The 12281-nt window shown below is 74.3% G+C and carries 13 protein-coding genes and 1 pseudogene; 9 read left to right on the top strand and 5 right to left on the bottom strand.

Annotation, left to right across the window (positions count from 1 at the left end; all coding sequences use genetic code 11):
• Positions 1-92: 92 nt before the first annotated feature.
• On the bottom strand, positions 93-614 hold the full coding sequence (locus tag LJ221_RS17850) for a flavodoxin domain-containing protein (RefSeq protein ID WP_241717729.1): 522 nt from the start codon (positions 612-614) through the stop codon (positions 93-95).
• A 472-nt stretch (positions 615-1086) separates the two neighbouring features.
• Here LJ221_RS17850 and LJ221_RS17845 point away from each other — a divergent pair, with 472 nt between their 5' ends.
• From LJ221_RS17845 to LJ221_RS17820, 6 genes are all read left to right on the top strand, one after another.
• On the top strand, positions 1087-1944 hold the full coding sequence (locus tag LJ221_RS17845; RefSeq protein WP_241717728.1) for a universal stress protein: 858 nt from the start codon (positions 1087-1089) through the stop codon (positions 1942-1944).
• 125 nt (positions 1945-2069) lie between these two features.
• The gene (gene ppdK, locus LJ221_RS17840; protein WP_241717727.1) at positions 2070-4724 is read left to right on the top strand and encodes a pyruvate, phosphate dikinase; all 2655 of its coding nucleotides are present in this window, start codon (positions 2070-2072) and stop codon (positions 4722-4724) included.
• Positions 4725-4911: 187 nt separating this feature from the next.
• Positions 4912-5862 (top strand): universal stress protein, encoded by a 951-nt coding sequence (locus LJ221_RS17835; RefSeq protein WP_241717726.1) that lies wholly within the window; start codon positions 4912-4914, stop codon positions 5860-5862.
• Entirely contained in the window at positions 5859-6380 is a 522-nt protein-coding gene (locus tag LJ221_RS17830; protein ID WP_241717725.1) for a flavodoxin domain-containing protein, read from the top strand. Before LJ221_RS17835 ends, LJ221_RS17830 begins: the two co-directional genes overlap by 4 nt.
• 74 nt (positions 6381-6454) lie before the next feature.
• On the top strand, positions 6455-7108 hold the full coding sequence (locus LJ221_RS17825) for a DUF4389 domain-containing protein (RefSeq protein WP_241717735.1): 654 nt from the start codon (positions 6455-6457) through the stop codon (positions 7106-7108).
• A complete protein-coding gene (locus LJ221_RS17820; protein WP_241717724.1) occupies positions 7105-7485 on the top strand; it encodes a hypothetical protein in 381 nt (126 codons plus the stop codon). Before LJ221_RS17825 ends, LJ221_RS17820 begins: the two co-directional genes overlap by 4 nt.
• Positions 7486-7568: 83 nt before the next feature.
• Here LJ221_RS17820 and LJ221_RS17815 read toward each other — a convergent pair whose 3' ends face one another.
• The 3 genes from LJ221_RS17815 to LJ221_RS17805 form a co-directional block, all read right to left on the bottom strand.
• Complete coding sequence (locus LJ221_RS17815) at positions 7569-8573, bottom strand: 2-hydroxyacid dehydrogenase (RefSeq protein ID WP_241717734.1); 1005 nt, start codon at positions 8571-8573, stop codon at positions 7569-7571.
• Positions 8574-8870: 297 nt separating this feature from the next.
• Positions 8871-9608, bottom strand: a complete 738-nt coding sequence (locus tag LJ221_RS17810) for a peptidoglycan-binding domain-containing protein (RefSeq protein WP_241717723.1) — start codon at positions 9606-9608, stop codon at positions 8871-8873.
• Complete coding sequence (locus LJ221_RS17805; RefSeq protein ID WP_241717722.1) at positions 9608-9928, bottom strand: hypothetical protein; 321 nt, start codon at positions 9926-9928, stop codon at positions 9608-9610. The genes LJ221_RS17810 and LJ221_RS17805 overlap by 1 nt, the downstream gene beginning before the upstream one ends.
• Positions 9929-10177: 249 nt before the next feature.
• On the opposite strand from LJ221_RS17805, the gene LJ221_RS17800 reads away from it, so the two are divergent.
• The 3 genes and pseudogenes from LJ221_RS17800 to LJ221_RS24015 all read left to right on the top strand — a co-directional run bounded on the left by LJ221_RS17800 (position 10178) and on the right by LJ221_RS24015 (position 11900).
• Positions 10178-10567, top strand: a complete 390-nt coding sequence (locus LJ221_RS17800) for a DUF1330 domain-containing protein (RefSeq protein ID WP_241717721.1) — start codon at positions 10178-10180, stop codon at positions 10565-10567.
• Positions 10568-10642: 75 nt separating this feature from the next.
• A pseudogene (locus LJ221_RS17795) lies at positions 10643-11561 on the top strand (phosphorothioated DNA-binding restriction endonuclease).
• 132 nt (positions 11562-11693) lie between these two features.
• Positions 11694-11900 carry a hypothetical protein gene (locus tag LJ221_RS24015; protein ID WP_374228492.1) on the top strand — a complete coding sequence of 69 codons (207 nt, stop codon included), beginning with the start codon at positions 11694-11696 and terminating at the stop codon, positions 11898-11900.
• Between the two features lie 103 nt (positions 11901-12003).
• Here the strand turns inward: LJ221_RS24015 and LJ221_RS17790 are convergent.
• Positions 12004-12281, bottom strand: a 278-nt coding sequence (locus LJ221_RS17790) for a DUF2795 domain-containing protein (protein ID WP_308314809.1), incomplete at its 5' end; no start/stop codon positions are given.

The following is a 12281-nucleotide window of genomic DNA, read 5'->3' as shown; positions in this document are numbered from 1 at the left end:
GGTCCGGGGCCCGGGCTCCGGACCCGCGCCGTGTCCTGTGCCGTGTCCCGCGGCTCCGGGACGCGAGGGAGGACACGGTGGCTTCCGGGTGCTCAGGTGTTCTGGGCCGCCTCGGTGAGTTCGGCGGCGACCGAGCGCGCCCACCGGCGGATGTGCTCGCGGTCGCGGAAGTCGCCGCCCTTGCCCTGCTTGACGATCTGCCGGGCGATGAAACCGCGCGCGTCCTCGCCCAGCCGGCCGCCGAAGGTGGTGTGGCCGCGCGCGTCGAGCAGGGCGGCCACGCGCGCGGCGCCGGGGGCGGGCGGGATGTCGCGCTCCTCGGCGGAGCAGTCCAGCGGACCGCTGCTGAACAGCCACACCGGCAGTCGCGCCAGTGCGTACCGGTGGCGCCGGGCGAAGCGGGCGGCCTCCCTGCGCCAGCGGCCCGAGTACAGGCCGGAGCCGAGCAGGACGGCGTCGTAGGCGTCGAGGCCGCCGAGGTTCGAGGCCTCGGCGGCGGGCAGGACATCGGCGGTCAGGCCGCTCTCGCGCAGGTCCTGGCCGATCCACTCGGCGATCTGCGCGGTGGAGCCGTTCTTGGATCCGTGGGCGACGAGTACGTGTGGTGGTGCCATTCGTGATCGCCTTCCTGTGCGGTGCCGACCTCGTGCCGGTGGCGTGCCGGCGGGTGTGGTCGGTGGTTGCGCAGCCACCGGTCGGCGAGACCGTGCGGTGCGGGTTCCTCGGGACGCGGCCGTGAATCGTCCATGAGGTGGGTCAGGCGGCTGACGACGTCGGCCACGCCGTCCAGGCGGCGGGCGAGGGCGGTGGCGGCGGGGATCTCCACGGTCCGGCCGCCGGCCAGCGGCGCGTGGGCCGGCCGCAGGGGGTGTGCGGTGCCCGCTGTCACCTCGGTGCCCTCTGTTCCGGTGGTGCCCGTCATGGCCGGCCTCTTCTCCGTCCGCCCCGGTCTCCACCGCCGTACGGGAGCCGGGCCGTTTCCAGGGCCGGCCGGGGCCTGTGTCCCCTCGCGGTGGCGGGTACCCGGCCGCAGCCTGGAGGTGGAGCGGACGGCCGCTCCGCAGGGAAGGCTTGGAGGTACGCACCATGACCCGCACCGTCACCGTGGGCCTGGACGGCTCGCGCGAGAGTCTGGCCGCCGCCGAGTGGGCGGCCCGCGAGGCGCTGCGCCGTACGCTGCCGCTGCGGCTCCTGCACGTGAAGGAGGACGGCTCCCACCCGAAGCTGTTGTCCGGGATGGACACCGAGGCGCGGGAGCGGTGGGAGGCGCTGCCGGACGAGACGGCCGCCGACCTGGCCCGCAAGCACCCTCCGCTGGAGGTCGCCGCGGAGCGGCTGGCCGGCCGGCCGGCCGAGGCGATCAGGGACTCGGTGGGCGAGGCGGAGCTGCTGGTCCTGGGCTCGCGGGGGCGGGGGACGCTAACGGGGTTCCTGGTGGGTTCGGTGGCGCTGTCCACCGTGGCGCACGTGGGGTGCCCGGTGGTGCTGGTGCGGGCCGGGACGGCCGAGGAGGACACCGGTGACGTGGTGGTGGGGCTGGATCTGGCCAGGCCGCGCGAGGAGCTGCTGGGGTTCGCCTTCGACGCCGCCACCCGGCGCGGGGTGCCGCTGACGGTCGTCCACGGCTGGGACCCGCCGCCGGTGTACGGCATCAACCCGGTGGCCGTGAATCCCTATCTGGTCGATGACCTGGCCGAGGAGAAGTCCGACGCCCTGGCCCGGGTGCTGGCCCCCTGGCGGGAGAGGCACCCGGAGGTGGAGGTGAGGCCGCAGGCCGTGGTCGGCAGGGCCGCACACCATCTGCTGGAGGCCGCTGAGAACGCCTCCCTGCTGGTGGTGGGGCGCCGTAACCGCCGCGCCCGGCCGGGCTTCCACACCGGACCGGTCACCCACGCCCTGATGCACCACTCGCCGGCGCCGGTGGCCGTCGTACCGCACGGCTGAGTCCCACCCGGTGCGGAGGGCCGTCCTTCGTGGCAGGTCCCCGCGCCGGTGCCGCAACTGTTAGCCGAGGTGTTCCGCCGGGCCCAGGCCCGTACGGGCACCGAGCCGCTGAGGAGGCACCAGAGATGGCCCGTTACGTCCAGGACTTCACCGAGGGGGGCCGGGAGCAGGCCGACCTGCTCGGGGGCAAGGGCGCCAATCTCGCCGAGATGACCCGTATCGGCCTGCCCGTGCCGCCCGGTTTCACCATCACCGCCGAGGCGTGCCGGGCCTATCTGGCCACCGGCGCCGAGCCCGAGGGGCTGGCGGAGGAGGTGGCCGGGCACCTGGCGGCGCTGGAGCGGACCGCCGGGCGCACACTGGGCGATCCGGACGACCCGCTGCTGCTGTCGGTGCGTTCCGGCGCGCGCTACTCCATGCCGGGGATGATGGAGACGATCCTCGACATCGGGCTGAACGACGCCTCCGTGCACGGGCTGGCCCGCACCTCCGGGCACGAGGACTTCGCCTGGGACTCCTACCGGCGGCTGATCCAGATGTTCGGCACCACCGTGATGGGGATCGACGGGGCGCTGTTCGCCGGGGCGCTGGCCCGCCGGCCCGACCCGGGGCAGCGGCGGCCGCTGGTGGAGGACTTCCGCCGCATCGTGCGAGAGCGGACGGGTGAGGAGTTCCCGCAGGATCCGGCCGAGCAGCTGCGGCGTTCGGTGCGTGCGGTGTTCTCCTCGTGGAACACCGAGCGCGCCCGTGTCTACCGCCGCCGCGAACACATCCCCGAGGACCTGGGCACCGCCGTCAACGTCCAGGTGATGGTCTTCGGCAACCTCGGCCCCGACTCCGGCACCGGCGTCGCCTTCACCCGTGACCCGGCCACCGGGCTGCGGGGGGTCTACGGCGACTACCTCGCCGACGCCCAGGGCGAGGACGTCGTCGCCGGCATCCGCAACACCGTGCCGCTGGCGGGGCTGGAGACGGTCGACAAGAAGTCCTACGACGAGCTCATGCGGATCATGGAGACCCTGGAGAACCACTACCGGGACCTGTGCGACATTGAGTTCACCATCGAGCGCGGCAGGCTGTGGATGCTCCAGACCCGGGTGGGCAAGCGCACCGCCGAGGCCGCGTTCCGCATCGCCGCCCAGCTGGCGGACGAGGGGACGATCGGCTGGGACGAGGCCCTGGACCGGGTGAGCGGCGAGCAGCTCGCCCGGCTGATGTTCCCGAGCTTCGACACCGCCGGGGCCGGGGAGCCGCTGGCCCGCGGGGTGCCGGCCTCCCCCGGCGCGGCCTTCGGTGCGGTGGTCTTCGACTCCGCCGAGGCGGCCCGCCGGGCGGCGGCCGGGGAGAAGGTGGTGCTGGTGCGCGGCGAGACCACGCCCGACGACCTGCCGGGGATGGTGGCCGCCCAGGCGGTCCTGACCAGCCGGGGGGGCAAGACCAGCCATGCGGCCGTGGTGGCCCGGGGTATGGGCCGGGTGTGCGTGTGCGGCGCGGAGGCCGTCGAGATCAACGCCGCCGCGCGCCGTTTCACCGTGGGCGACACGGTGGTGACCGAGGGGGAGACGGTCTCCGTGGACGGGTCGGCCGGCGCCGTCCACCTGGGCGAACTGCCCCTGGTGGGCTCCCCGGTGATGCGGTACTTCGAGACCGGGGAACGGCTCCCGGGTGTGGTCGACGCGGTGGCCCGGCTGATGGAGCACGCCGACGCCACGCGCCGTCTGGGCGTGCGGGCCAACGCCGACACACCGCAGGACGCCGCCCGCGCCCGCCGCTTCGGCGCCCAGGGCATCGGCCTGTGCCGCACCGAGCACATGTTCCTGGGCGAGCGGCGGCGGCTGGTGGAGGCGATGATCCTGGCCGAGGACGACGCCGGACGCGAGAAGGCGCTTGCGGAGCTGCTGCCGCCGCAACGCGAGGACTTCACCGCCATGCTGGAGGCCATGGACGGCCTGCCGGTGACCATCCGCCTGCTGGACCCGCCGCTGCACGAGTTCCTGCCCGACCACACCGAGCTGGCGGTGCGGGTGGCGTCCGCCGAGGCCGCCGGAGGCGAGCCGGACCCGCGCGACTTGCGGCTGCTGAACGCCGTGGAGCGCATGCACGAGCACAACCCGATGCTGGGGCTGCGCGGGGTGAGGCTGGGCCTGGTGGTGCCGGGGCTGATCACCCTGCAGGTGCGGGCGGTGGGCGAGGCCGTGGCACGGCGGCTGCGCGACGGCGGGGATCCGCGGGCGGAGATCATGGTGCCGCTGGTGGACACCTCCGACGAGCTGCGGCTGGTGCGCGAGGAGGTGGGCGCCGTACTGGCCGAGGTCTCCCGGGAGACGGGCGTGGAGGTCGTCTGCCCGGTCGGCACGATGATCGAGCTGCCCAGGGCCGCGCTGACCGCGGACCGGATCGCGGCCGAGGCCGACTTCTTCTCCCTGGGCACCAACGACCTGACCCAGACCACCTGGGGACTGTCGCGCGACGACGCGGAGGCGTCGTTCTTCTCCGCCTACCTGGAGCGGGGCATTCTGCGGGACTCGCCGTTCGAGACGCTCGACCGGCAGGGCGTGGGCCGGCTGGTGCGGATCGCGGTGGAGGAGGGCCGGACGGCCCGGCCGGGGCTGAAGGTGGGGGTGTGCGGCGAGCACGGCGGCGACCCCGACTCCGTGCGCTTCTTCCACCGGGCGGGACTGGACTACGTCTCCTGCTCCCCCTTCCGGGTGCCGGTCGCCCGTCTGGAGGCGGCCCGCGCGGCCCGGGAACCCGGACGTGCGCGGTCGTCGACTGTGTGACCTTCACCCACCCGCCCGCACCCGCTTCTGTCCGGCGCCCGTACGGGCGCCGGACAGAAGCGGGTGCGCAGGGCCGAACGGCCCACCGGAAGGGTGCCCGATCCCAGGCGGAAAATGACTTTTCCGGTAAGGCTGGATATATGCGGGCGAAACACCCGCTCCGTGCGGTGGAACGGGAGGAGCGGCCATGGACGCCAACACAGCCGGACCCCGGGGCCATGTGGCCGTCGGAGTGGACGGCTCCCGGCACGCCGAGCTGGCGCTGGAACAGGCGGCGGCCGAGGCGCGGCGCCGCGGGGCGCCGCTGGAGGTCGTGCACGGCCGCCCCTGGGCGGCGCTTCCGCAGACCGGGGCGGAACCGGCCGCGCACACCCCCTCCCTCGAGGACGCCCGGGCGCTGGCGGAGTCGGCCGCCGAGCGTGCCCGGCGCCTGGCCCCGCGGCTGGAGGTGGTGGCCGCGGCCGTGGACGAGGACGCTCCGGACGCCCTGGTGCGCCTGAGTCACCGGGCCGGCCTGACCGTGGTCGGCTCCCGCGGGCTGGGCGGTTTCACCGGCCTGCTGCTGGGGTCGGTGGGGCTGCGGGTGGCCGCGCACACCGCCGGACCGCTGCTGGTGGTGCGCGGCGACCTGCCGCCGGAGCGCGACCGCGTCCTCCACGGCACCGTGCTGCTGGGCCTGGAGGGCGAGGCCGACGCCGACGCGGTCGGCCTGGCCTTCCGCGAGGCCGCTGCCCGGCGGGCGCGCCTGGTGGCGCTGCACGCCTGGGTCTACCGGCACCTCGCCCCGCCCGGTGAGCCGCTGGTGCCCACCAGCCCGCGGCGTGAGGACATCGCCCGGGTCGCGCGTGCCGAGACGGCCGCGGCCGAAGGAGCGCTGGATCCGTTCCGCGTCCGCCATCCGCGGGTGCGCACGGAGGTCAGGGCCGTCAACGGAGGCGCCGCCCACGCGCTGGTCGAGGCCAGCGAGGCGGCGGACGTGGTGGTGGTCGCCGTCCACCGGCGGCGCGGACGGCTGGCGATGCGGCTGGGCCCGGTGGTGCACTCCCTGCTCCACCACGCCCGCTGTCCGGTTCTTGTGGTGCCGGTCCCGCTCGGCGGGGAGCACGGCGGGGACCACGGCGCTCAGGAGGCGACATGACCGTACTGGTGGGACACGCCGGCGCCCACGGCTCCACACGCGAGATCGCCGAGCGCATCGCCGCACGGCTGGCCGAGCGGGGCGTCGGGGCCGAGACCGCATCCCTGAACGCGGTCGGCGACGCGGGCGGCTACGACGCCTATGTGCTGGGCAGCGCCGTCCACGGAATGGCCTGGCTGCCAGAGGCCACCGGATTCGTCCACACCCACCGGGAGCTGCTGGCCGGACGGCCGGTGTGGATCTTCAGCGTCGGCATGCCCGCCGCCCTGCGCGGCCCTTGGAGGCCCATGGCCGCCAAGGAGGAGCCGAAGGTGACCGAGGAGGTCCTGGCCGACCTCTCGCCCCGCGACCATGCCATGTTCTCCGGGGTCATCGCGCCGGAGCACCTGCCCGGTGCCGGACGTGCGATCTTCCGGGCGATGGGCCTGCGCTACGGCGACTACCGCGACTGGGACGCGGTCGACGCCTTCGCCGACACCGTCGCGGACTCCCTGCGCCGGGACACCGGCAGCCCCTGAGCGCCCGCGGACACCAGAGAACGAAGGAGCTGATCATCGTGTTCTCCACGGCGGCAACCGGGGCCCGCCGGCCCATGACGGTGGAGGCGGAGCTGGACCGACCGCTGTCGAGGTGGCTGTGGCTGGTGAAGTGGCTCTTGCTGATCCCGCACTTCGTCGTGCTGTTCTTCCTGTGGGTCGCGTTCTTCGTGGTGACCGTGATCGCGTTCTTCGCGATCCTGTTCACCGCCCGCTACCCCAGGCCGCTGTTCGACTTCAACACCGGTGTGCTGCGCTGGAGCTGGCGGGTGGCCTTCTACTCCACCGGCGCGTTCGCCACCGACCGCTACCCGCCCTTCAGCCTGGGCCCGGAGCCGGACTATCCGGCGCGGCTGGAGATCGACCACCCCGGACGGCTCTCGCGTGGCCTGGTGCTGGTGAAGTGGTGGCTGCTGGCGATCCCGCACTACATCGTGGTCGCCTTCCTCACCGGCGGCGGCAACGGAGGCGGCGACGGGGGCGGCATGGAGGGGCAGTGGTTCTGGTCCGCGGGGCTCATCATGGTCCTGGCGTTCTTCGCGATCATCGCCAAGGCATTCGCCGACACCTACCCCCGGGGCCTGTTCGACCTGCTGGTCGGACTCCACCGCTGGGTGCTGCGGGTGACCGTCTACGCGGCGCTGATGACGGACGCCTACCCGCCCTTCCGGCTGGACCAGGGCGGCCGGGAGCCGGAGCCCGCGCCGTGATCAGGGCACTGGTGGTGATCCTCCTCATCACGCACGCCCTGGTGCACTTCAGGGTCTGGGTGACCCCTGCGAACCCGGACAACCCGCCCCCCTTCGCCCCCGGCCACTCCTGGGCGCTGGCCGCGGCCCACGTGACCGAGGAGACCTCGAAGGCCGCGGCGACCGCCCTGGCCGCCATCACGGCCCTGCTGTACGCCATCGCGGGCGTGGCCCTGCTGGCGGACGCCGGCTGGTGGGCTCCGGCGGCCGTGGTGGCGGCGGCCGGCGGGCTGGTGCTGAAGGTGATCTGGTTCAACCCCTGGCTGCTGCTGGGCATCGCGCTGGACGCGGGCGTCATCCTGGCCGTGACGCTGACCTGGCCCGCCTCGCTGTACTGATCCGGGCCGGTGTGCGCGGGCCCCGCGCACACCGGCCCGCCGCGCGCCCGGACGGCCGTGGGCGGGGCCGGCCCGGGGCCCGGTCAGCGCGGGGTGGGCGGGGGGACGAGGACGTTCTCGCCCGTGCGCCCGGCCAGATGGTCCTCGACGTTGGCGGCGGTGGCCTGGACGATCTGCCCCACCGCGTCATGGGTGAAGTACGCCTGGTGGGAGCTGACCAGGACGTTGCGGAAGGTCATCAGCCGGGCGAGGATGTCGTCGGTCACCACGTCCAGCGATCGGTCGAAGAAGAAGACCCCGGCCTCCTCCTCGTACACGTCCAGCCCCACCCCGTCCAGGCGGCCCTCGCGCAGCGTCTCCACCAGGGCGTGGGCGTCCATCAGACCGCCCCGGCTGGTGTTGATCAGGATCGCGTCCTCCTTCATCCTGCGCAGGGCGTCGCCGTCGACCACGTGGTATGTGTCGGGCAGCAGCGGCAGGTGAAGGCTGATCAGGTCGGACTCGGTGAACAGCCGGTCGTGGTCGACGTACTCCATGCCCAGGGCCAGGCACTCGGGGTTCTCCGTGATGTCGGACCCGAGCAGGCGCATGCCGAAGCCCGCGGCGATGCGGGCGAAGGCCGCGCCGATCTTCCCGGTGCCCAGAACTCCGGCGGTGCGGCCGTGGAAGTCGCGTCCCATCAGGCCGTTGAGCCGGAAGTCGAAGTCGCGGGTCCGGGTCACCGCGCGGGGTACCCGGCGGTTGACCGCCAGGGCCAGGGCCCAGGCGAACTCGGCCACCGAGTGGGGGGAGTAGTGCGACACGCGCGCCACCGACAGGCCCAGTTTCCGAGCCGCGTCCAGGTCGATGTTGTTGTAGCCGGTGGCGCGTTGGGTGACCAGCCGGGTGCCGCCCTCGGCCAGGACGGTCAGCACCTCCTCGTCCAGCACGTCGTTGACGCTGCTGCACACCACCGCGCATCCGGCGGCCGTCGCGGCGGTGTCCCGGTCCAGTACCAGGTCCAGGCAGCGCAGACGGTGCCGCCCGTCGAACGCCTCCTCCAGCAGGGGCCGCTCGTCGGCGACGACCCCGTAGGCGACGATGTCCACCGCCGCCTTCGCCCTCCCCGCCGTGCCCTCCGGTGTCTGCTCCACCGTGTTCCTCCCTCGTTCCGCGCCGCACCCGGTGTGCGTGCGTGTGCGACGCGCGTGCGTGTACGTGTCCGGCCGGCCGTGCGGGGCCGGCGGGGGCACGGGATTCCGCACCCCCGTGGAACACGTTGCCCACAAGCCTTCCCCGGAGGCCCGGCTGCGGCCCAGGGCCGAACGGGCCACCCGGCACCGCTGGAGGCCGTAGCGCGCCGGCGCCCGGGGAAGGCCCGCGGCCGGGGGCCGGGCCACCGGTGGTCAGCCGAAGCATGCCTCCCAGGTCTCCGGGCCGACGACGCCGTCGACCGCCAGGCCGTGCCGCGCCTGGAAGCGCTCGCACACCTCCCTGGAGCGGGCGTCGTACCGCCCGTCCGTGCCCGGGGACCAGCCGCGCTCGCGCATCCGCCGCTGCCACAGCCCCACGGCGGGGTGCTCGGTGGCCGGCGGGTGGCTGAGGTGGACTCCGGGCCAGGCCGGGGGACCGGAGGCGGGTTCCAGCGAGCCGTTCAGAAGGTAGGAGGACAGCCTGCCCGGGCAGGCCGTCGGCAGGTGGTCACTGTGCCGGTTGATCCCGCCGCCCGCACCGCCGATGTCGCGCAGATTGGCGATCGACCAGCGGAAGGCGTCCAGGAGCTCCCCGGTGACGGGGTCGTAGTCGGAGGAGGAGCCGCCGGTGAGCGCGCACACCGCGTACCAGTCCCGGTTGCCGGAGTCGGTGCCGTTGGCGGCGGTCCGCACCCACGGCCCGCGCCCCTCGTAGACGCGGCCGTGGACGCACACCAGGTAGGTGTAGGCGATGTCCGCCCAGCCGTTGCCGTCCATGTGGTGGTTCTGGATGCCGCGCACCTGGCCCGCGCACTCGCCGTGGTCGGCGCGGGCGGTACGGGTGCCGCCGACGTGGTGGACGGTGGTGCCGCCGTTGCCCGGTGTGATGCCGGAGGGCCGGTTGGTGGGGGCGCGGGCCCCCCATTCCGAACGGGGGACGAAGACGGCCATCAGGCGCCCACCTCCTCTCCGCAGCACTCCACACCGGCGTTCAGGGGCTCACCGGGGGCGTCGTCGGCGTCCTCGGGGTAGAGGGCGGCGGGGTGGTAGGGGTGGGTGACGGCCGGGAGCCGGTACTCGCCGACAGCGGTCCCGGCGCCGAAGGCGCCCAGGGGCGGAAGCGCGGCGGCGCCGGCCGCGACCGCCGCGGCGGTGCCGGTCAGACCCAGGAAGCCGCGCCGGGTCGGGAGGAGGGACGGGCCCGACGAGGCGTCGGAGGACGGTCTGGGGGACGGCCTGGGGGACAGGCCGGAGGACTCTGAGGAGGACAAGGGGCTCTCCTGCCGCCGAGGGGTGGGAGGGGGGAGGGGGAGGGGACGAGAGCGGGGCCCGTCCCCCGGAGTGCGCACAGGGGCCTACCCCCCGGCGTCCGGCGCAGGCTCGGCCGTACCGGTGAACAACACACCACAGCGCGGACCGACCGGACGGTACGCAACGGGCGGCGGGGCGTCCAAGCTCCTTCCGGCCCGCCGGCGGCACACCGGCACACCGACGCGCCGACACGGCGGCAAGGAGGAACGATGGCCATCGACCCCACGGGAGCCAACCTCAAGCGCATGCCGGCCGAGGACCCGGGAGGCCCGGTCGTCATGCTCAACCTGCTGCGCTTCGCCCCGGGCGGCCGTTCTCCGCACCACGAGTACGCGCGGCACCTGGCGGACCGCTTCCTGGAGCGTTACGGCGCCGAGGTGCTCTACGCCGGCGACGGCGCCACGGCCCTGGTCGCCGAGGACGGGCAGGAGTGGGACGCGGTGCTGCTTGTCCGCTACCCCAGCCGGGAGGCGTTCTGCCGCATGGTCGCCGATCCCGAGTACCAGCAGGTCACCGCCCTGCGCACCCGCGCGCTGACCGAGGCCGTGCTTCAGCCGACCGTCCCGTGGAACTCCCGGGGCTCCTCCCGGGAGGACTGACCGGCGGCCGGGCCCGCCCCGTTCCCCGGCGCGGCCCGGCCGGGACATGGCACCGTGGCAGCCGTGACGAGGGACGTGGCGACGAAGGACGAACTGCTCCGCGCGCTGGCGGGCCTGAGACGGGCGACCGTGGCGGGCAGGCGCGCACCGCACAAGCCGCTCCTGCTGCTGTGGCTGCTGGGCCGTTTCGCGGCCACCGGCAGCACGGCGGTGGCCTACGGCGAGGCCGAGGAACCGGTCGGCCGCATGATCGACGACTACGGCCCTCCCGCGCTGTCCTCCGACCGCGCGGCCATGCCGTTCGTGCATCTGGAGCGCGCCCTGTGGGACCCGCGGGACGCTGACGGCCGGCCCGTACCCGCCTCCGCCCCCGAACGTGGCTCCTGGCTGCGTGCCCGGGGCGCGACCGGGCGGCTGCGCGCGCCCGTCGAACGTCTTCTCGCCGACCCCGGCACCCTGGCCGCCTCCGCCCGGCTCCTGCTGGACCTTCATTTCACGCCCGCCCTCGCACCCGCGATCCGCGCCGACGCCGGACTGGACCTGACGGTCGCGGAGGGGGCCGCGCTCACCCTCGTGGCGCGGAGGCGCCGCCCGCGCCGGCCGGAGTTCGCCGGGCAGGTGCTGCACGCGTACGCCCGCACCTGCGCGATGTGCGGTTACGACGGAGCGCTGGGCCGCCACCCGGTCGCACTGGAGGCCGCCCATGTGCGCTGGCACAGCCAGGACGGCCCGGACGAACCGTCCAACGGCCTGGCGCTGTGCGCCCTGCACCACGCGCTGCTCGACCTGGGGGCGCTCGGCCTCACCCCGGATCTGCGCATCCGGGTCTCCCCCCCTTTACACCGCCCGCGGCCCGGCGGGCCGGGCCGTCGAAGAGCTCGACGGCGCGCCGCTGGCCAGACCCCGTCCCGGACGGCCGCCGGTGGCCCCCGTCTTCGTCGAGTGGCACGACCGCCAGGTCTTCAAGCACGGCGACCGCGCGGCCACCGCCTGAACCGCCGCGGACACGGAGGCGGCGGAGGCGGACACGCATGCGACGCCCCCGAGCGGGTACGGCGTCCTACCGCACAGGAGATCGACGGCGGTCGCGGACGACCGCGTACGCCACGGAGCCGAGGAGGCCGTCATGACCACTCCCGAGGAGAACCGGCCGAAGACAGAGAAGACCGACCAGGTCGTCTTCGACGAGCAGGGCCGGGAGTCCGCCCGCCGCGCCGAGGAGGCCAACAAGGACCGCGGGAACGTTGGACGGCAGCTGGAGGACGCCATGAACGAGGCCGGCGTGGACCGTGAGGACCTCACCGGCGGGAGGGGCGAGGACGGGCGGAGTTAGCCGTACCGCACCGCACACGTCTTCGCACCGCACACGTCTTCGGGGCGCGACCGCTCGCCGGTCGCCCCCCGAAGGGCCTCATGCGGGCGGAGCCGGACCGGACTCAGCCCTTGCCGAAGACCGCCCTGCTAACCTCGTCCGGTCCGTCGAAACGGTCCTTCTTCAGGGACGAGAGCTCTTCGACGACCTCTTTCTTCGCGCCCTTCTCCCTGGCGTTCCTCACCAGGGAATCGCGGTCGGCGGGGTAGTCCACGCCGCCCAGGGCCTTCTGCAGCTCGATCGGGTTGTTGATCTTCGCCATCGGATCCTCCTGTACGGGACCGCACGGGGCCGCACAGCTCCACGTGCTGTGCGCGGTGTGGACGGCCGGGGTACCCCGGC

This window comes from Streptomyces sp. CNQ085, assembly GCF_022614595.1.
Taxonomy (GTDB): Bacteria; Actinomycetota; Actinomycetes; order Streptomycetales; family Streptomycetaceae; genus Streptomyces.
Note: the sequence above shows the minus strand (reverse complement) of the source record. Positions and strands in the feature narration are given on the sequence as shown.

Excerpts from the sequence above, each read along its gene's own strand:
- LJ221_RS24015 (WP_374228492.1), top strand. The coding sequence starts at position 11,694 with ATGACCACTCCCGAGGAGAACCGGCCGAAGACAGAGAAGACCGACCAG.
- LJ221_RS17830 (WP_241717725.1), top strand. The coding sequence starts at position 5,859 with ATGACCGTACTGGTGGGACACGCCGGCGCCCACGGCTCCACACGCGAG.
- ppdK (WP_241717727.1), top strand. The coding sequence starts at position 2,070 with ATGGCCCGTTACGTCCAGGACTTCACCGAGGGGGGCCGGGAGCAGGCC.
- LJ221_RS17845 (WP_241717728.1), top strand. The coding sequence starts at position 1,087 with ATGACCCGCACCGTCACCGTGGGCCTGGACGGCTCGCGCGAGAGTCTG.
- LJ221_RS17825 (WP_241717735.1), top strand. The coding sequence starts at position 6,455 with ATGACGGTGGAGGCGGAGCTGGACCGACCGCTGTCGAGGTGGCTGTGG.
- LJ221_RS17850 (WP_241717729.1), bottom strand. The coding sequence starts at position 614 with ATGGCACCACCACACGTACTCGTCGCCCACGGATCCAAGAACGGCTCC.
- LJ221_RS17835 (WP_241717726.1), top strand. The coding sequence starts at position 4,912 with ATGGACGCCAACACAGCCGGACCCCGGGGCCATGTGGCCGTCGGAGTG.
- LJ221_RS17800 (WP_241717721.1), top strand. The coding sequence starts at position 10,178 with ATGGCCATCGACCCCACGGGAGCCAACCTCAAGCGCATGCCGGCCGAG.
- LJ221_RS17810 (WP_241717723.1), bottom strand. The coding sequence starts at position 9,608 with ATGGCCGTCTTCGTCCCCCGTTCGGAATGGGGGGCCCGCGCCCCCACC.